Source organism: Amycolatopsis sp. NPDC049868, assembly GCF_044461365.1.
GTDB lineage: Bacteria > Actinomycetota > Actinomycetes > Mycobacteriales > Pseudonocardiaceae > Amycolatopsis.
In genome coordinates this window covers 89,019-114,664 of record NZ_JBITKV010000011.1, presented here as the reverse complement: position 1 = coordinate 114,664, position 25,646 = coordinate 89,019, and the positions used below count along the sequence as shown (strand labels likewise).

Below are 25,646 nucleotides of genomic sequence, written 5' to 3'. Positions count from 1 at the left end.
AGGCCCGATCTGTGCGCATCGTTGAGGAAAGCCAGGAGACGTGGCGGGATCTGGTTGCGGGTGCGGAATGCGATCCTCCTGCCGTTCACCACCGCCGGCCACAACCCATTACTCGTGGCCGTGCGACCGGACGACGACGGAATCGTCCGCGCCCGGCTCTCGTCGCGACCTCCGCGGTCAACAGCACCCGAACGTCCCGACATCGGCATGAGCGGACGCTGCTGGTTCGTTTGTGCCACCGCATCTTCGACCGGCGGCGATGCAGCGCCCGACGAGCTCTACGACGTTGGTGCTCTGCACCAACACGTGAGGGCGCGACGACGATCGGCGAGCCATCAAGGCCCGCTCGGATCGCCCAGCGATGATCAATCTCAATCCAATGACTCATTTACCAACGGTGGCCAAGATCAATGAGATCTGGTCACGGGAATTGAGACCCCTGCTGCAGGGGCTCATCACGCGTGACATGTTGACCTTGTTGGAACTGCGGATTCCGCGTTGTCTCACGAGATCAATCTCAGTATTGTGTTCTTTCTTCAGCAGATGCGCGCCAGACGTCTTTATGCCCGAGTTCACCGCTGCTCCGCGATGATCACGGAGGCGGTGTCGCGCGGGCAGGAACCCGGAAAGACGCCTCCCTTCAGCGAGAGGATCGGCGTATGGTCGGGTGCGTGGACTATTGGCTGACCATCGAGGTGTTCGACGGTGACGGCTCGCCGGCGAGTGCCTGGCGGCGTGCGCACGGCGACGACCTCACCGAGGCGGCCGTGACCAACGGAGCACGCCAGTGGGGGTGGCACGAGCACCACTGGGGTGTGGTGATCGAGGTTGAGTTCACCGACGATGAGCAGCGCGACCGCTTCCGCGGGCTGGCCGCCGTGCGCGCGGCGTTGGACGCGGTGCCGGATCTGGCTCACGGGTTGCTGGTCTACCCAGGTCGTGGCGGCGGATCGGGTTCGCGTGTACCGCGTCGGCCGCGGCCGATCCCGTCGGCCGGTGCCGGCGAGCTGCCCACCCCGCACGAAGAGCAGCACCTGCGGTTGACAACCCTGCTTGCCTGACACCGGTCCGGCCCATCTGATCGAGGATCTGCCTACCAGAGCAGCGGCGACAGGCAGCGTTCCGCGAGGGCGGCGCGACAAGACGAGGCGGCCGTGTCGACGACAGCACTCGAACGGTCTAACTCCGGGGCTGGTCAATCTTGTGCGGGAACGATCCTCACCGTATACGACATCCGTATGACATCGGTCGTGAGATTACGACGTCAGCGGCGAGACCCTACAACCAGCTGTAGGATCTCACCGCCAGTGACCTATCGATCTTGAATGGCCTGGGTTTTCTGCTTTGTCTCAAGGCGATGTCACCATGATCAGTCTCATGCTCGTGACATTTCCTCGAGAGTGCGCGGTAGAGCAGCCCTGCCGATGTGGCGTTGCCATCCGTTCAACGGCACATCGTCACGACAGACCTATTCACCCGATCTCTTTGGTTCAGTTGCCGCGGGGCCGAAGGCGTGGTCGAGGACGTCGCGGGCAACGGTGGTGCCGAGCCGATGCCCGTCCTTGCCGGCGAAGCGGTAGTGCACCCCGGCCCAGACCCTGGCCTGGTTCAGTTCTGCCATGGCCTGGGAGAGGCTGTGGTAGTGGCGGGTGGTGCCGGAGTCGGTGCTGTAGGCACTGAAAGACAGGTCGTCGCGGCCGAAGAACTTGCGCAGGGCTGTCGTGGTGGCGGCGGTGTAGCAGGTGTGCCCTGACGGGTATTCCGGTGACGGCGCGGTGATCCGCAATGGGGTCCAGGCTGGATCGGCGTCGGTGGCCGGGTTGCCGTCGGTGTCGGCGAGCGGGATCGCTGTTACCGGACGCCAGAAGCTCCAGTGCTTCTTTTCCTGATAGCAGGCGATAAGTGCGTCGGCGGTGGCCAAGTCCACCATCGCGAACATGCGGGCTGTCTGCAGGGTGGCGAGCCGGTGGGTCGTGGCGAGCTGACGTTTGATCGACCACTCCACCAATCGCGGGTCGTCCCACCAGGTCGCCGCTTCGGTCTGGTCGGGTGTACGCGTCGTGCTGGCAGCCGAGCCGAGTGCCTTGACCTCGTTCAGGTCGCGGGCATAGGCGGCACTGCTCAGGGCCGGCGGTCCGGGGGTGCGGTAGTGGCCGGGGTCGATGACGAACGGCTTCAGGGTGGCGAACCAGGCGCCGACCTGGAGGAAGCCTGGCGGGGTTGGCCGCCACTGGCCCGGGGCGGTGCCGACGGGCCAGGTCGCGTTGGAGAACGCGCCGTCGTTGCGGCGGGCATTGATCATGGCCGTGGCCGTGGCCTGGCCGACAGCGATGCCGCCGCGCTCGGAGGGACCGTCGGGGATTGCGGCGAGCGACTCCTCGTACTGCGTGCGCAGGTAGTCGGCTTGAGCGGGGAAAAGCCATACGAGTGCACGGTAGGCCGCAGTGGCGACGGCTGCCGGGGTCGAGTCGCCGGGCTGGCTGCGGGGTGCGATCAGGTACGGCTTGTACGGGGTGCCGGCGATCGCGTTGACGGCGTCGTACACCGCGCCCTGCACTATCGCGAAGCTGCGAGCGGCCGCGCTCGGCGACTGCCGGGCGACCTCGTAGACGGCGGTCTGAGCGTAGAGATTCCAGGTGATGACGGCGTTGGGTGGGGGTTTGGTTGCGGCGGCCGCCCCAGCTTGTGCCGCGGTGGCTGTGAACACCACCGGCACGGTCACAGAAAGCACGATCATGAGAGCTGCCCCGCACAATCCGCGGAACTTTCCAGGCTCACGAACACGATGTGTCATGGGGGTCCCCATCGGCTGATCGGCGCCAGTTCCCTCGAAAGTTCCAGTATCCAACGGCAGTGAAGCATGGACAACGATCCTTGCCGAGTACGCACTTGTGAAGTCGAGTGCTGATGCTCCGCGATGGCAGGCCGGGCCGTGAGCATCTGCTTGGTTCTTTCTCCGGCACGTCCGAAGTAGACGGCAAACGTGTTGCACTGACGTTCGGCGGTCTCACGCGTGACGAGAAGTACGCCATCCTGATGGCGGTGACAGCAACGCGACGGCCTAACGTGTCTTCGGAGGTCGCCGGCTGAAGTGCACGGCGGAACCGCCGGGAACGAATCTCACCACGATGACGCATACGACATCCGTACGACATCGTCCGTGAGATTACGACATCAGCTGTGAGACCCTACAACTCAATCGCAGGGTCCCGCGAGCGATGACATCTTGATCTTCTGCCACCTGGGCGTTCTCGGCTGTATCACGGCCTTGTCACCATGATCAGTCTCAAAACCGTGGCATTTCCTCGCGAGGGCAAGATCAGGCGGCGTGCCCGAGTTGGCCGAGTACGCCACGCTGATTCTTACAAACCGGCGAGCTGAACTAGGCGTCCTTAGAGGACAGTCAGCGAGTGGCTGCCCGCAGTGCCGCGGCGGCGGCGGACCGGACGGCCGGGTGGGGATCGACCAGCGCGTCGGCGAGGAGCGAGCGCAGGCCGGCGGGAGCGGCCCTGCCCAGAGCGGTCGCGGCGTTGGCCCGCACGCGTGCCTTGGGGTCGCGTAGAGCCTCGGTCAGCAGCGGAAGGCGAGCAGGCCCCACTGCCAGATGCCGTGCTGTTTGAGCCGGTCGTTCTGCCGGAGCAGGGGCATGACACCCCCGCGCGCGTTCGGCGTTGACCGCGTGCGGCGGCACGGGTTGGTGTCGTTGACGCCTGCCGCCGTTGTGAGGCCACCATGTCGCCAGTCGTGGGACCACCGACTGCAATGCAGAAGTGGAACGGGCTATCGCGTTGGCGACTAGCGAACGCCGCGTTCCCGAACGACCGGTAAGCGGCATGAGAGTGTGTCGCAGAATGGTCGCCTCACATGGAATTCCCTTGGCTCCACTGTGTTGCGTGTTCGAGGGAGTCGGCGCTCGTAGCTTGCCTCAGCGTCCGAGGTCGTCGGTCCTCGGCTCGCCTTGGTGAGACGCCGCCAGCCGCTGGAACTCCTCCTCGGAGATCGGGAAAGTGGTGTACTCGAGCAGCAGGTTGCTGGTCGGCCGCCAGCCGTCCGGTGTCCACAGCTCGTATTCGAGTTCATACGGGTTCGGCATGCGCTTGGCCAAAAAGAGGACGTTACCGAGATCGTGGACGTCGTCTCCTTTGCGGAAGACTGCTTGGTAGTCGTGAGGCCGGCCGCGGAACGCGTGCGATCTCCCCGTGATCGCAGCGACGTCGCGTGCGATGCGGAAGTGCCGCTCGCTGAGCTCCACCACCCACCAGCCGGGCTCCAGCCGCCCGAGAACGTCGGTGTGCCGCCAGCCGGGGCCGTCGGGAGTCTCGTCTGCCGATCCGGTGCGGCGAACGAGCTCATGGAGGAGGTACCCGCCCCTTGGTGGTGAGCCGTGCCATACGTCGAAGTACCTGACCTCGGCGGTCTCCCGTCCGCGGATGGTCCGTTCCAGATCGTCGCCGCCGACCGGCAGCACAACCCTGTCCCGAGGTTCTTTCCCCAGCACCCACGCACCCTCTCGCAGGTAGGTCTCCCATTGGCCGTCGTCGCTTGAGCGGTAGCGAATCAGCCCGTGCGCGCGGCCGAGGTCCGCGACGTCGTCCAGCTTCTCGAACTCCGCGAAGTAGTAGTGGCCCTCCACCGGTTCAGCTCGCCGCCGTGCCGCCAGCAGAGCGATGATGCCCGTAAGGCTGTCCCGCTCGAAGGGCGCCAGCGGCAACGCATAACGGTGTTCCGGCAGCAACTCGTCGACCACGGCGTACGCGGAGCGCAGGTCGACCATGTCGGCCTCGTGCCGGAACACCGCGAAGCCGCCGCCTTCGAACCCGTCCCGCCGCTCGTGCTTCGCAGGCCCGCAGCCGTCAGCTAGTCGCCTGAGCCTCTCCAGCTCCGCGGCGTTCACCTCGCGGTAGTCGTCGTAGGAGTTCCGGTCGCCGGTTCTCGACAGGCCCGTGCTTTGTGTCCACACTCCATGGCCGGCATACTTCTGCTCGTCGCGAGAACCGATGCTGCGGTAGAGGCCCTTGGCGTTACCGACATCGGACATGCCACGTCCGTCTATGAACAACGCGAAGTAGCGGTAGTCGACCAGATAACGCTCCAACACACGATCACCCCCCTCAGTGATCACCTGATCTTAGCGAGCAGACCGGCGTCCGGAACGCGGCCACTGCTGGCCGCGGCGACGTAAGGCAAGCAGGGTCACGCACGAGCACTGCTGCGGAAAGGTGCGCACGACAACCCTTCGAAGACGAGCGCTCACAGTTCCGGCTGCCGGTGACAGCTACTGCGTGGCACGCAGCTCTCTGCGCCGTGCGAACTCGGCACCGCCGGCCGGCCATACTCCGTGGCTCCCGGCGTTCATGCGTCACGCCACAGCCGGGATGCCGGATTCGCCTTCGCGATCCACAATGGACTCCTCTGATCCCAGTGCCTCGCGATGATCGCGAGCCTGGCCGGTTCGTGGGCCCACCGCCCACGGGGACACCGTGCTGCTCACCGGTGGCTCCGGCGGCCTCCCAGGACCACCCTGATCAACTGAGCGACGCGCATCGCTCGACACCGCTTCCCGATCGGGCAGCACGGACTGTCCGTAAGACCGCTCATCAGGGCCTCCGGCCATGCGTTCGGATCAATAAGACTCCCTGTGATCCAGATGGGGAGAGCTGTGCCCGTACCTACCGCCAGCCGACCTCCGAGACCGGGCAGTCCCACGACCAGCGGCCCCAAAGGAGCAGCATGTCCAGCACTTTCGCTGGTACCGACCAGGCAGAAGCGGCCATTCAGGTCCTCAGTGGACGGGTGACCCGCCACGACGGCTCACCGGCGGTGGGTGCCGCGGTCGCCCTCTCCGCCCAGCGACTGCGCTCGGCCGTCGCGCTCGGCGAGACGACCACCGGGACCGGTGGCGAGTACCGCATCGAATACTCGTATTCTGAGCCCGGAGTGGACCTGCTGGTGCAGGTCACCTCGGCCGACGGCCAGGCCACAGCGGCATTCCGGGCAGGGACGAACGGACGGGCCGACCTCACCCTGCCCGACGATCGGACCGAGTACGCCGCGTTGCTCGACGACATCTCGCCGCTGCTCGATGGTGCCGCTGTCGCAGACCTTGTCGAGACCGGCGACCAGCGCGACCACACCTATCTCGCTCGCGCGACGGGACAGGATCCCACGCGCATCGGGTTCCTGGCGACCGCCGATCAACTCGCGGCCGCGAGCGGCCTGCCCGCCGAACTGTTCTACGGTCTGCTGCGTAAAGGCCTACCGCCCGAATTATCCACCTTGGCCGAAATGCCCGCCGAGAAGGTCAGGACCGCGCTCACTGCCGCAGTCGATGCCGGGATAATCGCTTCGGCCGATGGCTCCACCGAGTTCGCGGCCAAGGTGCGCGAACTCGGTGTCAAAGCGGCGGTCAATCCGCCGGACGGTGCCGGGTTCTCCCCGATCGGCGAGATCTTCGCCGCCGCCATCGCGGACGCCGGTGTCCGCGAGCGGGCTTATACGGCGTATCTCGACCACGTAGGCGACCTCGAGGCGTTGTGGCGGAAGCTTTCCGACGACCCGGGCGCCACCGGACAGGTCGACCGGCTCAAGCTGGCACTCGAGTTCGGCACGCTGACCGATAACGACGCCGCACTCGTGCGCAAGCTGCTCGCGAAGTTCGACGCGAAGGAACTCACTCACCCGCGTGAGCTGGTAAAGCTGGGCGACGGGTGGCACGAACTCATCGAGGAGGTGCCGCACGCGGTCCGCGCGAGCCTCGCCGAGACCGATGAGTCCGCAGGAGACGGAACCGCTGTTCGTCACTACGCCCACGCCTTGAGCACTCGGGTTGCCGAGGCCTATCCGACGGCGAATGTCGCGCACTTGCTGTCGCTGAGCGCCGACCACAGCGAGGCGCCATCGACCCGGTTCCTCGCGGACAATCCCGAGTTCGACCTCCTGAGCACGCCTGTCAACGCGGACACCGTCCCGGACACGGCGACCAGGCATGAACTCGGCGACATCCAACGTACCTTCAAGCTCACTGGCGATTTCGATGCCATGCAGGCGTTGCGGGACAACGGTTTCACCTCCGCGCACTCGATCGCAAGCATCGGTAAGGACGCATTCACGAGCCGGCTGGCCGGCACGATCGACGAGTCCGAAGCACACGCCATCCACGCTCGCGCCGGCCACGTGCACGCCGCCGCCGCCAACCTGGTCACCGACTACCGCACCGCCGGCCAGTTCGACGTGCCGTGGCTGCCCGGTATGGCGGCGGCCGACGCGACCGCCCCATTGCCGATTCCCGACTGGGAGGAACTCTTCGGCTCGGCCGACTACGGCACGTTCGCCGCCTCGCGCTCGATGTACGGCCAGCCCGCCTACCTGGTCGATCTCCTGTACTTCCTGCGGCGGCTCGGAGCGGGAACCGGCGAGAACGAGGGCGTCGTCGCGAACGCGCTGTACGCGCGCCGCGACGACCTTCGGGACATCCAGCTCAGCGACGACAACACCGACCTGAGCCTGCCGTACGTCGACCTTGTCAACGAACTGCTGGAGTCGGCGGTCGCCCCCGCCACCGCCGTCCACCCGAAGGACCGGCAGAGTAGTGGTGATCCGGCGACGCTGCGGATCCAGCCGCAGCACGTCAACCCCGGCGCGTACGAGAAGCTGCGCGCCGCGGTCTACCCCTGGGATCTGCCGTTCGACCTGTGGCGTGAGCAGACCGGCTCATACCTCGGCAACCTCGGCGTTTCGCGCGTTTCGCTGCTGGAAACCTTCGGCGTCGCGGCCGACTCACCGGATCTACTGGACGACGAGCGCCTTGGACTGAACTCCGTCGCCGCGCGGATCATCGCGGGCGAGCCGCTCACCCCACCCCGGTCGCTGTCCGACTACTACGGAATGCAAGCCTCCACCGATTTGGTAGGCGACCTCCGCAACGTACGCACGCTGCTCGACGCCGGTTCGCTGCGCTACACCGAGTTGACCAGGCTGCTGGACACGCGGTTCGTCAACCCCGGCGGCACGCTGTCCATCACCACGAACCCGGACGTCCCGCACGACACGACGAAAATGACCTTGTCGGGCCTGGACGTCGCCGCGCTCGACCGGCTGCACCGGTTCGCCCGCCTGCAGCGCGCGCTCGGCTGGTCGGCGACCGAACTGGACCGGGCCATCACCGGCAGCGGTGGCAGACTGGACCGCGCCGCACTGCGGTCCATCACCGCCATCCGCGCGCTGGCGAGCAGGCTCGATCTGACGATCGACCGGGTGCTCGCGTTCTACCACCCGGTGGAGACCCACCTCTACCGCACCGACGAGCAACCGCCGTTGTACGACCGGCTGTTCCTCGATCCCGCAGTGGTCGCCGCCCCCAATCCCTTCGCCCTGCGACCGGACCGCGGCGAACTGGCGGTCACCGGCAGCCTGAACACCCCGGCGGTCACCGCGGCACTGTCCGCCGTACTGCAGGTCAGTGACCAGGACCTGGCGGAGCTGACCACCGGTCCGCGATCGGTGACCCCGGACCTCGTGCTCAACCTCGCCAACCTGTCGACGCTGGTGCGCACCGTGACACTGGCAGGTGCGCTGTCACTGTCCATTCAGGACCTGCTGCGGTTGATCGAGCTTTCCGGCCGTGGCGGCCCATTTCCTTCACTGGCACCCGCATTCGCTTCAGAGACGACGGAGACCGAACTCGCCGGTGGGGCCCCCATGCGGCCGGAGGTCGGTGCACCCCTGCCCTCCTTCGCCGCCGGGACCGACCACGAACTGTCCGCCGGTGCACTCATCCGGCCGCCCGTCCAGTCCGCCGCCGCCCCTCTCGCGTTGTCCGTCGAAGCCCAGGTCTCGATCACCGAAGCCTTTGTGGATGCGGTGGACGCGATCCAGAGCGCGGGCTTCGCGGTCGAGGAGACCGACTCGGTGCTCACCGACGTGCAGTCCACTGACGGTGCCGTCGTGCCGGACGACAGCGCGCTCGCCACCACCCTCACCGTGCTGCGCACCGCGCTGCGGAGCGTCTACCAGCAGACCGCACCGACGGTCGACGAGAAAGGCGAGCTGACCCGCAAGAACCTCACCTTGTTCGGCTGGGACACCCAGCTGGCCCAGGACGTGGTCACCACCCTGCTGGGTACCGCGACCTACACCGCCGAACTGGCCACCCTGCCGGAAACCGTCGTGTTCCCCACCAGCGTCCCGGTCCGCTACAACGCGGGCGAAGGACAGCTGATCTTCACCGGCGCCATGACCGCCGCCCAGCTCACGCTGCTGCGGGGTTTACTCGACGAACCCGCGTACCAGGCCGCGGTGCGGCAGCTGCACGACGCACCACGCCTTTTCGTCAAGACCCGGATGAAGGCTCTCCACCTCCCGGTGTACTCCGCGCCGCTGAGCCAGCTTCCGCCGGACTTCCCGATACCGAAATCGGTGCAGGGCAAGGTCTACTTCGACGCCGGAGACCGGATGCTCAAGTCGCGCGGCTACCTGTCCAAGGCCGACGCCGACGCGATCAAGGCGGCCGCGGGCAAGGACTCCCCGGTGTCCGCCGCGGTCGACAAGCTCATGACCAACCAGGAAGAGCCGATCACGGGCGACAACCTCTTCCTGACCTCGGCCGACGCGGACGCCTTCTTCGATTCGGGCACTGTTACCCCGGCCGACCGGTTCGGGCGGGTGCTGGCGACGGTCAACCCGTTGCTGCGCAACGCACTCAGCGCGACCACGATCAAGCAGCAGGTCGGCCAGGCGACCGGACTCGACCCGGCCACTGCCGAGGAGGTACTCGGCAGGTGGGTACACGCCGCCTCGACCTCCCCGGTGCTGCAGGACTTCCTCGCCGCCGGCTTCGTCGGCAGTGACCCGGCGGTTCCGGTCAACCGTGGCACCTTCGGGCAGCTGTTCACCTCATTGGCGTTCATCCACCGGATCGCGCACGTCCTGCGCAAACTGCGCGTGACCGCGGCCGAGATCCCGTTCCTGTTCGGCCGCGCCAAGGATGGCGGCTGGCTCGACCTCGACACACTCCCCCACACACCGGTCACCGGAGCATCCGCGCTGTTCACCCCCTTCGTGCGGCTGCTCGAGCTCGTGCGGCTGCGCGACACCATCCCCGGCGGCGCGACCACGCTCGACACCACATTCGGCGCGGCTTTGGCACCCGGGGCGACCATCACGCGGACCGTCGCCACGCTCGCGGTGGGCACCGGCTGGCAGGTAAGCGACCTCACCAAGCTCGCCGCCCTGCGGGGACTCGCCCAGCCTGCCCAGTTCGCCGACGTAGCCGCCCTACGTGCCTTGGCCACGGCTGTGAAGACGGCCGGCAAGCTCGGGGTGACCGCCGACCGGGTCGTGCCGTGGCTGACGGCCAGGCTCACCGCCGACGCTGCCCAAGCCGCTTGGCAAACGGTCAAAGCCAAGCACACGCCCGAGGACTGGTCCGTCGCCGCCGCGCCCATGCAGGACGCGATCCGCCAGCGTCAGCGTGGCGCGCTGGTCTCCTATCTGCTCGCCAACCCGCTGCGTGCCGACGATACTGCCCGCACACCTCACTGGCACGACACGAACGGGCTGCACGACTACTTCCTGCTCGACGTCGAAATGGGTGCCACCCAGCAGACCACCCGTCTCGCCCAAGCCATCTACAGCGTCCAGCTCTTCATCCAGCGCTGCCTGCTCAACCTTGAGCCGCCGGTCATCACCGCGGGCAACGCGATGTGGAAGGAGTGGGAATGGATGCAGCAATACCAGCTGTGGATGGCCAACCAGAAAGTGTTCCTCTACCCGGAGAACTACTTCGAGCCCGACCTGCGTCCGGACAAGAGCCCGCTCTTCGCCGACTTCGAAACCGAGGTCATGCAGAAGGAGATCACCGACGACAGTGTGCTGGCCGCCTCCCATCACTACGTGGAGAAGCTGAACACGATCGCCAGGCTGCACCCGTGCGGCACCTTCTTCCACAAGAGCGCCAACACGATCTACATCTTCGCCCGGACCGAGTCCACCCCGCGCACCTACTACATGCGCCAGTGGGTCGCCAAGACGTACTGGACGCCGTGGAAGAAGATCGATCTCGACATCGGCAGCGAGACACTGGTGCCCGTGGTCTGGAAGGACCAGCTCTTCCTGTTCTGGCCCACCTTCACTCCGGCCGCCGGCACGCCGGGTGACATCCAGCATCTCCCAGACGGCTCTCCCGACCACAAGCTGCCCGCACCGGCACCGTACTGGAACATCCATCTCAACTGGAGCAAGCTCACCGCTGAAGGCTGGGAAGCCAAGAAGATCACCGAGGGCTCCATCTCCACCAGGAAGTTCCACGACAAGCTGAACTACTTCGACCAGCACTCGACGGGCAACTACTTCTTTCACGTAAGCCCCGATGCCGGGGACGAGCTCGTGGTCAAGGTCGTCTACAACGACAGCAGGACCGACCTGGACGGAGCCGACTGCGCCGTCAACGGAAAGTTCACCTTCAGCCCGACCGGCAGGATCGTTGTCAGTCAGCTCACGGCCAGGGCCGATATAGGCCAGTACGAGGAATTCGTGTACGGACCACTGTGGTCCGAGTCGGTCAACAACGAATTCTCCTTGTGGGACAACAAGCTGGCCTTGCTCGAACACTGGTCGCCCAATCCCCGGACCATCGAGATCTTCAGCAACATACCCAGCCGACCCGGCCGGGTACTGTACCCATTCGACCCCAGTACCGATATTCTCAATTTCTTCATGCTCTATTCGGACGGAATCCGAAGCTACGCCATCGAAATCATTCCGCGCCACCCTTCGACGATCGCCGACACCGTGCGGGTGCACAACACCTACCACGCACACACGGAATATCTGCTCAGCACCCTTCGTACAGCACTCACCGTCGACGCCCTGTACTCGCGTGACGTCCAGGGAATCTCCAATCGGGCGTCCGGGAAGTACCTCATCGAACAACCCGCCCAGTACAACATCACCCAGCCCGCCCGGTTCAAGGTGCTGCCGGACGAGGACATCGACTTCAGCGCGGCCGGAGGGTACTCCCAATACAACTGGGAGCTGTTCTTCCACGCACCCTTGATGCTGGCCGAACGGCTCACGACGAACCAGAAGTTCGCCGACGCCCAGAAGTGGTTCCACCGGATCTTCGACCCCACCGACCGTTCGGGTCTGCCCGCCCCGCAACGGTTCTGGCGCACCAAGCCGTTCCAGCTGACACCGGCCGACCCGGCCCGGCCCGGCAGCTACTACCAGCAGCGGATCGAGGAGATCCTCAAGCGGCTGGCCGCCGGCGACCGCGACGAGGCCGCCAAGGTCCAGGCCTGGCTGAACAACCCGTTCCAGCCGGACGCCGTCGCCAGGCTGCGCACCACCGCCTACCAGAAGGCAGTGGTGATGAAGTACCTCGACAATCTCATCGCCTGGGGCGACCAGCTGTTCCGGACGGGCACCGGCGAATCCGTCAACAAGGCGGCACAGCTCTACATCCTGGCCGCGGAGTTGCTCGGCCGCCGCCCCGAGGAGATCTTCGATCCCACGTCGACGACGCCGCAGAGCTTCCGCGGCCTGACCGGCACATCGGTCACGGCCGCCGTCGTCGCCGCCGAACACCTCGTTCCTGCAGGCGAGCCGCTGCCGCACGGCGACGTGTCGGCGTCGATCACGGTCGGCGCCGGAATGGCGTGGCTGAACTACTTCCGGGTTCCCCGTAACGAGAAACTACTGTCCTACTGGGACATCGTGGACGACCGGCTCGGCAAGATCCGCGCCGGGCTGACCGTCGACGGCGTGGCGGCGCAGCTGAGCGCGTTCGGTGCCGAAATCGACCCGAGTGTGCTGGTCAGCGCCGGCGCGTCCGGGCTGGATCTGGCCACGGTGCTCGACGACATCAGCGCGCCGGTGCCGCACTACCGGTTCGCACCGATGCTGACCAAGGCGAAAGAACTGGCGAACGAGGTCAAGGAGTTCGGCGCGGCACTGCTCACCGCACTGGAGAAGCGGGACGCCGAAGCGTTGGCGCGCTTGCGGTCCAGCCATGAGATCACGACGCTGGCCGCGGCGAGGTCGGTGCGACGGCTGCAGGTCGCCGAGGCACAGGAAGCGATCGACGCCGCCAACAGCACGCTGGCGCTCTCGGAGCACAAGCTGGGCTACTACAGCAGTCGCCGGTTCATGAACGCCTGGGAGATCGCCCATACCGTGCTCTCCGGTGGTGCGCTTGTCCTGCAGGGCGTCGCCGCCGGTATCCGCCTGGCGGGCAGCGTCACCTCGAACATCCCCGAGGTGAAGATCGGTTTCCCGACCACGGTCGGCGCCAGCTACGGCGGCAGCAATCTGTCGAACTCGCTGCAGAACCTGGCCGGTTCGCTCGGTGAGATCGCCACGATCGCCAACGGCGCGGGCTCGCTGGCGGCCACCATCGGTGGTTACCGGCGCCGCCAGGACGAGTGGGACTTCCAGCGTGACCAGTCCCGGATCGAGATCCGGCAGGCCAGACGGCAGATCGCCGCGGCCGGTGTGCGCAAGCAGATCGCCGAGGCCGAGCTGGCCAACCACGACCTGACGATCACCACCGCGAAGGAAGCCGACCGATTCCTCTATCGCAAGTACACCAACCAGGAGCTCTACGACTGGATGGCGGGCAGGCTGGCCACCAGCTTCTTCCACGCCTACCAGCTCGCCTATGACGTGGCCAAGCGCGCCGAACGGGCCTACCGGCACGAGCTCGGCATCGAGGAATCCCGGTTCATCACCTTCGGCTATTGGGACACCCTCCACAAAGGACTGCTATCCGGCGAGCGGCTGGCCGCCGATCTCAACCGGATGGACGCCGCCTTCCTCGACGCGAACGCCCGCGAATTCGAACTCGCCAAGCGGATTTCGCTGGCCCAGCTGGACCCGAGGGCGCTGGCCACATTGAAGGAGACCGGCTCGTGCTACGTGTCCTTGCCGGAGGCGTTGTTCGACCTGGACACTCCGGGCCACTACTTCCGGCGGATCAAGAGCGTGAGCATCACCGTGCCGTGCGTGGCAGGCCCGTACACCGGGGTGAACATGACCGCGACGTTGAGCGGCAGCAGCGTTCGGGTGGATCCCCGGTTGTCCGACGGCAAGTACGCGCGAGTACCGCACGACACCAGGTTCCGCGACTACACCGGGCCGATCGAGTCGATCGTCACGAGTACCGGCCAGGACGACACCGGACTGTTCGACCCGAACCTGCGCGACGAACGGTTCCTGCCGTTCGAGGGCGCGGGCGCGGTCAGCCAGTGGCGGCTGTCGCTGCCCACCGGGTTCCGGCAGTTCGACTACGAGTCCATCAGCGACGTGGTGCTGACCATGCGGTACACCGCCCGCGAAGGTGGCAAGCCGCTGGCGGACGCGGCCGTCGGCGAACTGCGGGACGCGCTCAACACGTGGGTGCACGGTGGTGGCGGCAAGGGGCAGTCGCGGGTGTTCAGCGCGCGGCGGGAATTCGCCGACCAGTGGAACCGGTTCATCGGCACGCCCAAGGGTGGTGTCGCGACCGCGACCTTCACGTTGTCGAAGGCCCGTTTCCCGCACTTGTTCCGCGACCACCGGTTCGACGTGTCCAAGCCCGAGGTGGTGCTGGTCCTGTCGCACGACCTCCAGCCCGGCAGCTGGGAGAGCTACGTCGAGGCCTACCCGGATGGCGTACTGCACACCACGCTGACGACACCGCAGGGGGCGCCCACCGCCGACCTCAAGGCGGATCCGACGCTGGCCGGGATGCCGCACGCCAGGTACTCCACCGACCCCGTGGAGATCACCGACACGGGCAAGAACTGGGTCCTCAGCGCGCCGATAACGGACCTCGCCCCCGCGCTGCTCACGCCTGACGGGCGGCTCAACCCGGACGCCGTCCTCGACGTACTGCTGATCTGCCCATTCACCCTGACTCCGAAGGAACGACACTGAGATGAGACACCCTTTGGGGACACCCGGGGCGCCGCGTCGAGCCGTGGCGACCAGCGCGTCGATTTCCGCGCCTGCCGCCGCGCCGGGAACGTGGGTCCCCACCACCGGGAACCTGCCGGCGGCCGCGTATTGGGGCCAGCCGGATGCCGCCGCCGTGCTGCTGGATGTGCTCGACGGCAAGCAGCATGTGCTGTTCGCCGGCGGCGAGGACGGCAGGCGGACCGCGCTCGGCGACTGCGCGCGCTACGAAATCGGCTCCGGCACCTGGACCGCCACGGGTCCATTGTGGACGTCGAGGCGCCTGCACTCCGTGACCAAGCTCAAGAGCGGCAAGGTACTCGTCACCGGCGGCATCACCGGCCCCGTCTCCTCACCCGCCACGGGAATCGGGTCGGCGGAGATCTACGACCCCGGTCCTGGCAAGTGGTCGCCGGTCGCCTCGATGCACGAGCCGCGGTACTCCCACTCGGCCACCTTGCTGCCGGATGGCAAAGTGCTGGTGGCGGGTGGCTGCGCCGTCCGGTCGCCGCGGTCGCACCGGGCGCTGCGCTCGGCCGAGATCTACGATCCCGCGACCGACCAGTGGACCGTGATCGACCCGATGACCGACACCAGGTTCGGCCATCCCGCGCTGCGGATCAAGGGTGACAAGGTGCTCATGGTCGGTGGCATCGTCACCGCCGGGCAGAGCCAGTACGCGCCGCTCGCCTATTGCGAGCTGTTCGACCCGGTCACCCGCAAGTGGACGCCGACCGGCAGCCTGGCCTCTCCGCGCAAGGGGCATCAGGCGACCGAGCTGTCCGATGGCACCGTGCTGGTCACCGGTGGCGACATCCCGGACGTGATGAACGAATGGCAGGTCTACCCGTACAGTCAATGGTCCTGTGAGCGCTACAACCCGGACACCGGCACGTGGGCGGCGGACACGGACCTTGGCTGGGGAATCAGCCACCACCGCGCGGTCCGCCTGTCCACGGGAAAGGTACTCGTCATCGGCGGCACCGACGACGGCACCTTCGACATCGGCTACACCAGCGTCGCGCTCTACGACCCGGGCCCCAAGACCTGGGTCGAGGCCGACGGGCTGACCGTCGGCCGGTGGGCGGGCGCGGCGGTGGCGCTACCCGGTGACAAGGCCTTGGTGGCGGGCGGGATCGTGCGCTCCGGCGCGGCCGCGCCGACGATCGGCGAGGACCTGCTCACCGCGACGGCGGAAGTCTTCACTCTGTGAGCGCCGGCAGCTGGACGACGGCGGGCCCGCTCCCGGTGCCCGCGCAATGGCAGGGCGCGTTCGATGGCGGTGTGCTGCTGGCCGACGGGCGGGTGCTCGTCACCGGCGGCGCGGATTCGAACTGGGCTTCGGTACAGGCCTGCCAGATCTTCGATCCCGAAACCGGGAACTGGACGGCGACCGCGCAGCCGCCGACCAGTCGTTCCATCCACAGCACCACCGTGCTCGGCGACGGCACGGTGCTGGTCGCGGGTGGTTCGACCGGCCCGCCGCGATTCCCGGCGCCCGGGCTGGCCACGGCAGAACGGTTCGACCCGGACACCGGGAACTGGAGCACGACCGGTTCGCTGAAGTTCGCCAGGTGGAATCACTCGGCGACGTTGCTCGAGGACGGGCAGGTGCTCGTCGCGGGTGGGCAGACCGAACGCTCGCCGCGCAACGGCACGGCGACGGCGTCGGCCGAGCTGTACCACCCCGGCGACGGATCGTGGACCTCGATCGAGCCGATGACCGATCCGCGTGCCGGACATCAGGCCGTGGCGCTGCACGACGGAAGAGTGCTCGTCATCGGTGGCACGGCCGAAATCGGCAGCGGTGTCTACACCGGACTGGGTTTCTGCGAGCTTTACGATCCGTCGACCGGCAAGTGGACCCCGACCGGCAGCCTGGCCGGGCCACGCTGGAACCACACCGCGACCGTGCTCGCCGACGGGACCGTCCTGGTCACCGGCGGCGGCTGGTCCGGCATGGTCGGCGACTGGGTGTTCAAAAAGAGCGGCGACTGGACCGCGCAGCGCTACGACCCCGCGATCGGGGAGTGGTCGATGGAGGAGAACTTGTCCTGCGCCAGGGTCTGGCATCAGGCGGTGGCGCTGAAATCGGGGAAGGTGCTCGTGATCGGTGGCGGGGCCGCGCCGAGCCTCGGCGCGGGCTTTCCCAGCACCGCGCTCTACGACCCGTACGAGCGCACCTGGGCGCCAGGACCGAGTCTCGCCGACGGCCGATGGGCGCATCTGGCGGTCGGGCTCGGCGACAGCCGGGTGCTTGTCGCCGGCGGCATCGACACCGATCAGCGCGACTTGGTCGCCACCAGTGAGATCTACACCGAGGGCGACCGATGACGACGAGTACGGGCGGCTGGACGAGAGCCGGCGAACTCCCTCCGGAAAACGCCGCCTTCGACCTCGAAAACGCCATGGTGCGGCTGGACGATGGCCGAGTGCTGCTCGCGGGCGGCACCGACGCGGTCACCTTCGAAGCGATCGCGGCCGCCGCGTTGTTCGATCCCGCTTCGCCGGTCTGGAAGCCCACCGGTTCACTCGCCACCACACGCCGCTTGCATACGATGACCGTGCTGCCGAACAAGAACGTGCTCGCCACCGGCGGCATCGAGGGGCCATTCCGATTCCCACCACCGGCCGTCGGTTCCGTGGAGATCTACGACGTCGACAGTGGGAAGTGGGGGCCGGCGAGGTCGATGTCGGAACCCCGGTTCGGTCATACGGCGACCTTGTTGCCGAACGGCAAGGTGCTGGTCGCCGGTGGCCTGAACGCGCGTGACGCGAAGTCGAACCACACGCTGGCCTCGGCCGAGCTGTACGACCCCGAGACGGACACCTGGTCGGTGACGGGCTCGATGCACGACGCGCGGGCCGAAAGCCAGGCGGTACTCCTGCCCGACGGACGGGTGCTGGTCGCCGGCGGCTGGCACAGCACCGGGCCATGGCAAGGCACGTCGCTCTCCTACTGCGAGATCTACACGCCCGCCACGGGAAGCTGGGAACCGACCGGATCCATGGCGACCCCGCGAGGCCAGCATCAGGCGACCGGGCTGGCCGACGGGAGTGTGCTGGTCACCGGTGGCTTCAGCCGTGGGTTCGGCCCCGGCCCGGTCTTGGATTGGCACAGCCTGGCGAGCACAGAACTGTACGACGCCGCAACCGGCATCTGGCGCCCGGCGGAGCCGATGCCGTGGGGCCTCGACCGGCATCGCGCCGTCCTGTTGCGGGACGGCGGGGTCCTCATCGTCGGCGGTACCGACGAGGGCAGCCTCTCCGGGGGCTACGCCGGCACGATCGTCTACGACCCGGCGGCACGCACCTGGGCCGGCGTCGGCGGACTGTCGGAGGGTCGGTACGGACATGCCGCGCTCTTGCTCGACGACGGCAGGGTACTCGTCGCGGGCGGACTGACCGCCGCTCAACTGGCCGCTTCACCGACCGAGGTCTTCACCCCCTGATCCGCACACGACCGATGCCAGGAAAGGCCCGTTCCTTGCGAGTTTCCGGATCAAGGCTGGGCGCGAAGCGCCTCCGTTGAGGGCGGCGGCGGGGGCATGGATGGAGAACGGGCCTTTCCTAGCGTGCCACGCCGCTCGGACACCGCTTCAGCTGACGCCCGGCGGGGCGGCGGTCAGCGGCGTCTGGACGTGGAAGTGGTAGACGCCGTCCGGCATCAGGAACTGCAGGATCTTCGTCTTGTCCAGCTTCTTCAGTTCGAGGAAGCGATCCTTCGACTCCGGGCGGAGGCGGGAGATGTCCACGCCGCGGTTCGGCAGCTCGTCGCGATGGAAGAACATGTCCTCGACGTTGTACTTGTCCTTCAGCACCGGTTTCATGTCGCGGACCTCGGTCACCACGTGCGTGCCCTTGCCGTCCTCGTTCTTCACGATGGACTGGTGCTTTTCCGGAATGATCGGCTCCCAGCCGTACATCAGCCGCGTCTGCTTCGCCGTCGCATCGCTGAACGCGCCCTCACCGGTCTGTCGCGGATTGCGCGGCAGACCCAGCGCGAAGGGCGAGCCGACCGGCTTCTCCCCGCGTTTCTCGTCCCCGATCATGTCCGCGTAGAACTGGATCACCGCGTCGACCTGCTCCGCGGGCTTGGTCAGCTCGAGGTTCTTGCCCGCATACTTGCCGATGTCGAGTGCCCTTGCCTGTTTGTGCGGCGAAGCGCCCTTGTCGGTGGGCCTGCTCAGGCTGACGATGCTGAAGTCGACGCCGGTGGCTCCGTCCGCGCGGCGCTGGCGTGCCTTGTCGACCATGCGCTGGACGATCCTGGCGATCCCGAGCGACATGACCTCGGGCAGCGGTCCGTCCTTCGGTGCGTTGACGACCGAGTTCAGCTGCTGCGCGATGGCGCCGTCCTTGGCGGGTTTGGTCTTGCTCGCCGGTGTGTCGTCGGTGAAGGTGACGAGTTGATCCCGCCGGGCGTCCAGGAGTGCCTGCGCCGCGGCGACGATCTCCTGTCTGTCCTCCGCCGCACCCAGGCCGGTCGGGTCGGTGTACGTGACCGGGTTCCCGCGGGCATAGGCGTAGATGTCGGGGCCGTCGACGAAGCCGGCCGGGTCGGGACTCACCCATCTCCCGAGCCATGGTGCGTAGTACCGAGCGCCGTGGTAGTACAACCCGGTCTCGGCATCGCGTTCCTTGCCGGTGAACCGATACCGTTTCAGGCTCACCTGTGCGTAACCCGTCGCCGACCGATACGAACTCGTGCCGTAGGGGTGGAACTCCTCATAGGACAGTACGTCCGAGGTGTCACTCAGCTCGACGATCGCGCTGCCCAGCCGGTCCGAAAGCTGGTACCGCCGCACCGGAACCGGCGACGGCACGGTGCGTCCATCGTCCACAGTGGTCGTTTCGACCAGCGCGACCCGCTGGTCGCCGTCGAGCACGTGCAGCGTCTCGCGCTTCAGCCGGACCGAACCGGCGACCTCCCGCACCGCGAGTTCGAGCTGGCCGAGGTAAACCCGGATATCGGTGGTGCCACCGGCGCGTACTGTGGCGCGAACTCGCCGTCCGGTCGAGTCGTACTGGTAATACGCATCGCCGCCACCACCGAGATTCGCGTGCACGAGGCGGTTTTCCGCGTCCCAGTCCATCGACGCCAGCTGCGGCATGGACGTCATGTTCCCGTTGGCGTCATGGGTATAGCGCGCCGAGAAGTCACCCGGCCCATCACCGGGGATGCTGCTCGCCGAAAGCCGGTTGCCCGCATGGTACACGTCATGCCGCCGCGTCCAGCCACCACCGGGCGCGGCGTGCGCGACCTCGATGATGTTCCCGGCGGCGTCATAGGTGTACTTCTCGGTGTAGCGTCGCATGGCTGTGCTGTCGTTGGCATGCGGGATCTGGGCGAAACCGGGCTCGGCGGGTGTGGGCTGAACCTGCCCGATATGTTCACGCCCGCCCGCCTCGACCAGCCGGTACACCGGATCGTAGGTGTAGGTCCGCTCGGGGCCGACCATGGAGTTCGCGAAGAACACCGTGTCTTGTACGGGATCGTCGGCCACGATCAGGTTGCCGACCGGGTCGTAGGTATGCACCACCGACCGCAGCGGCGAACCGTCCGCCGCCTGGCTGTCCGTTTTGGACAGCCGGAAGGTGTCCTCCTCGTAGCTGTGGCTGGTGCGGGCGCCACAGCCGTACTCGATCAAAGTGCGCTGACCGCGCGCGTTGTGGTCGACGTTCTCGATGAACGGCGTCCACGTCCCGGCACCCCTGATCCGGGCGTCCATCTTGTCCAGCAGACCCGCCTCGTTGTAGGCGGGTCTGGTCTGGCTGCCGTCCGGGCTCGTCACCAGCGTGGGTCTGTTCAGCGCGTCATACTCCGTGGTCGTCCGATACAGCGCCGGTTCCAGAAGCCCGGCGGCCGCGGAGATGGCGGCTTCCGGGTCTTCGACGTCCGCCAGCAACGTCCAGTCCGGTTCGGACAGTGCGTCGGCGGCCAGCCGCCGCTCGCTCACCATCGGATTTCCCTTGAAATCGGACTCGGGGGTGCGAACCAGCCCCGCACCGTCGAACACCGCGTAGGGCTTGGTCCGGAGGTTGTGCTGCGTACCTCCGTCGACGGCCTCGCCGTAGTAGTAACGAGTGCGCAGCCGCTCCGGCCCACCGTTGGACGTGGCGTAGGCGTGAGTCGGCCGATGGAGGGCGTCGTAGCGCCATCTCACTGCGGTGTTCCTGGCATCCCAGCCGTGACACGGCTTTCCCACCGCGTCGACGAACGAAAACCGCTCGCCCGTGTCAACGCTGAGCACGTGCGCGGCCTGACCGAGCATGGTGAACCGCTGCTCCCGTACCCGGATCCCCCGCGCGTCGACCACGGCGAGCTCGTTGCCCTGCACGTCGCGTTCGAAAGTCGTCTTGAGCTTCACGGCCCCGTTGTCCGCGATCGCCACGCAGACGCGGCCGAGCGTGTCCAGCAGGCTCCGGCCCGGGGTGCCCGCGTGTGCCGACGCGGCTTCGGCCGAGCGCAGTTCCGCGCTGCCCGGCGGCATCATGCTCCGCTTGGCGTACCACTCGCTTTCGCGAACGGTGTCGTTGCGATCCCAGTGTTCCTGCTCCCATGGCCCGAACACGACCTTGGCCAGTGTGCCGTCAGGGAAGTCGGTACGCACCAGCCTGCCGAGCGGGTCGTAGCCCATGATCGGGGTCACCCCGCGATGCACCAGCTCCGGATCGGTGTCGAAACCGCTGTCGGTGCTGAAGTACGGCTCGTACTGCTTCACCGGGTTGCCCTTGTTGTCATAGATGGTCCGGCCCGTTCCGGCCCAGCGCGGCGTGGTCTCCCCGGCCGCTGGTTCGGCCTGCACCTTGGTCAGCACCACCCGGCCCGTGCCGTCGACGTAGGTCACCGAGACCTGGCGGCGGGCGTCCGCGACAGCGTGCCGTTCACGCACCGACTGGTGGAACCGGACCGGCAGCTCGGTGAGGTCGTACTCCAGCTTCGTGGTGGGGTCGTCCTCCGCCGGCGAATACTCCACAGTGGACATGTCCAGCCGGTCACCTTCGCCCTTGCCCATGAGCGCGGTCGCGATCACCAGGCCGAGCGCGTCGAACCGGGCGCCGGTGCGGTTGCCGTTCGCGTCGGTCAGCAGCCATGGACGGACCAGCCGGTAGTTCAGCGAGGCCTGCGAGACGTTGCCGGCCGGGTCGCCGATCCGGTTCTGGCGCAGGAAGTGCCGGTCGTACCCGATCTGCCAGCGCGCGCCCATCGGATCGAGGTACGCCGTCGGCACGCAGAATTGGGCGGGGTCGAACACCTGCCGTCCCGAGGGGCGCCACCACAGCCCGTCGCGCTGGAGATAACCCGCGCCGGCGAGCATCGTGCCCGTGACCCGTTCGCCGAACAGTTCTCCGATCTGGCCTGGTGCGAACGCCTGGTCGTAGGTCGCGTACGGCAACGCCTTGCTTCCCACCTCGCCGTGCGGCAGCTCAGCGCTCGCGTCGTCCGCGTAGTAGGTCCGCCGCTGCCTCGCGATCAGCCTCCGTTGCCTGCTGGTTCCGGAAAGCGCTTTGTGGTACGGAATTTCCTCGAAGTCACCGGCGAAGTCCGCCACGCTGAAGCGCTCGCGGATGAGCCCGCCGACCTCGTACTCCCGGGTCTGGACCGGTGTCCCGATCCGCCAAGCGGCGCCCGTGTCATTGCGGACCTCGTACTCGGTGACCGTGACGTGCGACAGAGCTTGCGCCGGGTCGGCGGGCCGTCGTCGCGGATAGGCGATCCGCGCGATGGAAAGAACGTTCCCCCACTCGTCGGTGTCCAGTGTCAGCGTCTGCGTGACCCGCGCGTCCACGGGCTGCCGTTCTGTGTGGATGGTCAGTGTCTCACCAGGCACGACGAGCACCACGGCGTTCGCGTTGCCGCCCCGCGCCTGCAGCAGACGAAGCCCGTAGCCGGTTTCGGTCACCAGGTACGGATCTCCAGGCTTCCCCGGCACTTCTTCGGCGTAGATCTCCTCGCGCAGGACACGCCCGCGCAGCGCGCGCACCGCTTCCCGTTCTTCGTCGGTCGTCAGTCCCGGCGGCATCGAGGTGTCAGGAACGGTCAGCGCTGCCGCGCCCGGCCAATACTCGGTGGCGAACTGCCGTGAGAACACCTCCGTATACCACCCGGTGTGCTGCCACCGCTTGGTCAGCACCGGCGGCTGCCGCAGGTCGCCGTCCGGTCCGGTGAAAGTCAGCGCGTCCCGTTGCTCGACGTAACCGAACCCCCGGAACTCACGTTCCACGCCGTCGTAGAAACCATGGCGGTACCGATAGGACGTGACGAGCTTGGTGTCCGCGACAGTGTCGTGAACCTCTACTTCGGACACCAGATACACCGGGAACGGCAGCCGCGTCAGCCACGGTTCGCCCGCGGCCTCGTCAGCCAGCGAGAACCGGGTCGACGACGTGTAACGCGTAGTGGTCCGCAGGCCCATACCATTGTCGGCCGAGACCAGCAGGTTCGGCTTGCCCGCTGCCATGAGGTCGAGACAGCGGACACCCGCCTCGCCGTCGGGGCGGGGCTCGGCGACGAGCAGGCATGCCGTCCCCTTGCCGAGCACATCCGACACCACGGTCGTCGCGGCGACGTCCAGCCCGAACCCGACGCCTGCCGTTTCCGGCGCGCTGAAGGAGTTCCCCGCCTGGTTGAACCACATCCGAACCTCGGCAGGCCCGAGGTAGATCAGGTCCGCGGGCCCGCTTCCGTCCACATCGGACAGCCGGACCCGGCGCTGATCGAAGCGGTCCGGATGATCGAACACGGGCGCGCCGCCCATCGAGATCCTGGTACCGAACCGGCCGTGGCCGAGGTTCGGCCAGTACGCCACCGAACCGTTGCGGACCCGCACCAGGTCGGTGAGCCCGTCACCGGTCATATCGGCGAGGTAGACACTCTGCTCCGCGTCGGCGAACACAAGCCTTGGCCCGCGCTCCTCGGTCGCCGCGCGCGGCACCTCCACACTGTCGCCGAACCCGGTGAGTCCCTCGGAGGGATGCCAGGTGAACCCGTCCGATCCGGTCAGCAGCACGTCGGAAAGCCCGTCACCGGTCAGATCGACGAAGCGGAGGTTGCGGTCGTCCCACGAAAGCACCGGCAGATGCTCGAACGTCGTGAGCTCGGTCCAGCCGCGGTTGTCCGTGCGCCGATGGAACCCCGGTGCCGGGCCGTCGAAGCCGGTCAGCGATTGACGGCCGTCCCCGGCCAGGTCCAGCAACTGTCTACGGGCGAGGCTCGCCCCCGCGGGCAACGGGTCGACCACACGCGGCTCGGCCAGCACGCCGTCACCCCGATTCGCGCGGTAGTACCAGGCTCCGCCCTCTTCGGTGAGCACACCAGGGATACCGTCGCCGTCGAGATCGGCCCACCGGTGGCCACCGGCGAGCCGGACCGGATCGCCGCCCGGGCCCGAAAGAATGGGCCGGATCTCCCCCGCGACGGCCCGGGGGCTGTAGCCGAAGTCGAGCGGCGGGAGGTGCTTGCTCTGGTAGCCGTCCCCCACCTTGATGTAGCCGAACTGCGTCACCGAGGACAACTTGGTGGTGGCGGGGTCGGGTTCGTAACCGAAGTCGGTCGATGCGACGAGCACGGGTCCGGCACCGAGCTCGGGGATACGGTGGAACATCAGGACGCGGCGGCAGAGCCGTTCGGTGCGGACTTCGAAACCGGGACGCCGAGTCGAGAACGGGTCCGGTCTGGTCGTCCATTCGACGGTGTCGTCGGAGGTCGGCACCTCGTCGTGGTCGTGGTAGTCGAACACGACCTCGAAACAGAATTCCCCGCCCGCCACTCGGTTGCCGTACCGGATCCGCTTCAGATACCGGTTCGCGCCATCGGCCTTGTATTCGTAGGCGATGACGTTGCCACGGTCGTCGACCGTTTCATCCACCAGCCACCGGAACACCCGGGAAGGATCGTCCGGATCACTGACGCGGGAAGACTCCTCACGGCCGAAGACGCTCTTGACGTTGTCCTTCGAAACAACACACCAACGGATTTCACCGGTCACGTCGTCCCGCAGCCGCTCGATCCGAGCGAACAACCCCTCGGTCCGCGGCCGGTAGGCGACGACGTCGAACCGGCCGTCACGGTGCGGCGCGGGAAATATCGCGGGTACCAGATCCTCGGCACCGCTGAGCTGGAAGACGTCATCGTCCAGATAGCGCGGCACGCCCTTGTCGGTCCGCCTCGAGATCGACGGCGCTTCCAGCGACCACCCAAGCCCGAATGGCCCGTTGCCTGCGCCCGAATCGTAGGAAAGCGTCAGCCTCGGCGTACCGCCCTCCCGTGCCTCGGTAAGGGAAATCGGCACCGACAGCGAGGCCGTTCCCGTGACCGGGTTCGTGGTGAACTTCTCCCCCATCCCGCGAATCGCACCACCCGCTTTCGGCAAGGACAGCGACGGCTGGTCCCGAACCGAGCTCTCCTGCTCGACGCCGGACGATCGAGCCTCGTTCATAGACAGCCTTCCCCTGGACTCGCCGTGATCATCGCCGGTCAGGTCCGCACGGACGAGGGCTTCCCGACGCGGCGATCGGGCACTCTCGCACGCCCGATCGGGCAGCTCTCAAGGTCGCCGGCAGACCGCCCCGAGCAGCACACGGCGTTGGCCATAGGTCAGGGAGGTAGCTCGTCAGGTTGGTGGAATCGCGGCCAGCGGGCCGCCGTTGGAGGGTGATGAACTGGGGGGCGGAACTTTCGTGTATGCGGTGTCCTGGTCCAGGTAGCGCACCTT

The 25,646-nt window shown here is 67.2% G+C and carries 9 protein-coding genes; 5 read left to right on the top strand and 4 right to left on the bottom strand.

The annotated features are described in order from the left end of the window. Positions 1 to 671: 671 nt before the first annotated feature. On the top strand, positions 672 to 1,061 hold the full coding sequence (locus ACIBTM_RS34855) for a hypothetical protein (protein ID WP_395881402.1): 390 nt from the start codon (positions 672 to 674) through the stop codon (positions 1,059 to 1,061). 407 nt (positions 1,062 to 1,468) lie between these two features. On the opposite strand, the gene ACIBTM_RS34850 is transcribed toward ACIBTM_RS34855, so the two are convergent. From ACIBTM_RS34850 to ACIBTM_RS34840, 3 genes are all read right to left on the bottom strand, one after another. After that, the gene (locus ACIBTM_RS34850; protein ID WP_395881401.1) at positions 1,469 to 2,737 is read right to left on the bottom strand and encodes a vanadium-dependent haloperoxidase; all 1,269 of its coding nucleotides are present in this window, start codon (positions 2,735 to 2,737) and stop codon (positions 1,469 to 1,471) included. 666 nt (positions 2,738 to 3,403) lie between these two features. Continuing rightward, a complete protein-coding gene (locus ACIBTM_RS34845; protein ID WP_395881400.1) occupies positions 3,404 to 3,598 on the bottom strand; it encodes a HEAT repeat domain-containing protein in 195 nt (64 codons plus the stop codon). A gap of 327 nt (positions 3,599 to 3,925) precedes the next feature. Then, complete coding sequence (locus ACIBTM_RS34840; protein WP_395881399.1) at positions 3,926 to 5,098, bottom strand: hypothetical protein; 1,173 nt, start codon at positions 5,096 to 5,098, stop codon at positions 3,926 to 3,928. A gap of 632 nt (positions 5,099 to 5,730) precedes the next feature. On the opposite strand from ACIBTM_RS34840, the gene ACIBTM_RS34835 reads away from it, so the two are divergent. Genes ACIBTM_RS34835 through ACIBTM_RS34820 form a run of 4 tightly spaced genes read left to right on the top strand, consistent with a single transcriptional unit; the run spans position 5,731 to position 18,380 of the window. After that, positions 5,731 to 14,910, top strand: coding sequence for a neuraminidase-like domain-containing protein (locus ACIBTM_RS34835; protein WP_395881398.1), 9,180 nt, complete (start codon positions 5,731 to 5,733; stop codon positions 14,908 to 14,910). Position 14,911: 1 nt separating this feature from the next. After that, positions 14,912 to 16,141 carry a Kelch repeat-containing protein gene (locus ACIBTM_RS34830; RefSeq protein ID WP_395881397.1) on the top strand — a complete coding sequence of 410 codons (1,230 nt, stop codon included), beginning with the start codon at positions 14,912 to 14,914 and terminating at the stop codon, positions 16,139 to 16,141. Then, complete coding sequence (locus tag ACIBTM_RS34825) at positions 16,138 to 17,262, top strand: Kelch repeat-containing protein (protein WP_395881396.1); 1,125 nt, start codon at positions 16,138 to 16,140, stop codon at positions 17,260 to 17,262. Before ACIBTM_RS34830 ends, ACIBTM_RS34825 begins: the two co-directional genes overlap by 4 nt. Continuing rightward, on the top strand, positions 17,259 to 18,380 hold the full coding sequence (locus tag ACIBTM_RS34820; RefSeq protein WP_395881395.1) for a Kelch repeat-containing protein: 1,122 nt from the start codon (positions 17,259 to 17,261) through the stop codon (positions 18,378 to 18,380). The genes ACIBTM_RS34825 and ACIBTM_RS34820 overlap by 4 nt, the downstream gene beginning before the upstream one ends. A 147-nt stretch (positions 18,381 to 18,527) precedes the next feature. Here the strand turns inward: ACIBTM_RS34820 and ACIBTM_RS34815 are convergent, their stop codons facing one another. Then, complete coding sequence (locus ACIBTM_RS34815; protein WP_395881394.1) at positions 18,528 to 25,370, bottom strand: SpvB/TcaC N-terminal domain-containing protein; 6,843 nt, start codon at positions 25,368 to 25,370, stop codon at positions 18,528 to 18,530. Positions 25,371 to 25,646 lie beyond the last annotated feature (276 nt).

Bases quoted from the DNA above. Each gene is read 5' to 3' on its own strand.
- ACIBTM_RS34815 (WP_395881394.1), bottom strand. From the start codon at position 25,370: ATGAACGAGGCTCGATCGTCCGGCGTCGAGCAGGAGAGCTCGGTTCGG.
- ACIBTM_RS34850 (WP_395881401.1), bottom strand. From the start codon at position 2,737: ATGATCGTGCTTTCTGTGACCGTGCCGGTGGTGTTCACAGCCACCGCG.
- ACIBTM_RS34830 (WP_395881397.1), top strand. From the start codon at position 14,912: ATGAGACACCCTTTGGGGACACCCGGGGCGCCGCGTCGAGCCGTGGCG.
- ACIBTM_RS34835 (WP_395881398.1), top strand. From the start codon at position 5,731: ATGTCCAGCACTTTCGCTGGTACCGACCAGGCAGAAGCGGCCATTCAG.
- ACIBTM_RS34820 (WP_395881395.1), top strand. From the start codon at position 17,259: ATGACGACGAGTACGGGCGGCTGGACGAGAGCCGGCGAACTCCCTCCG.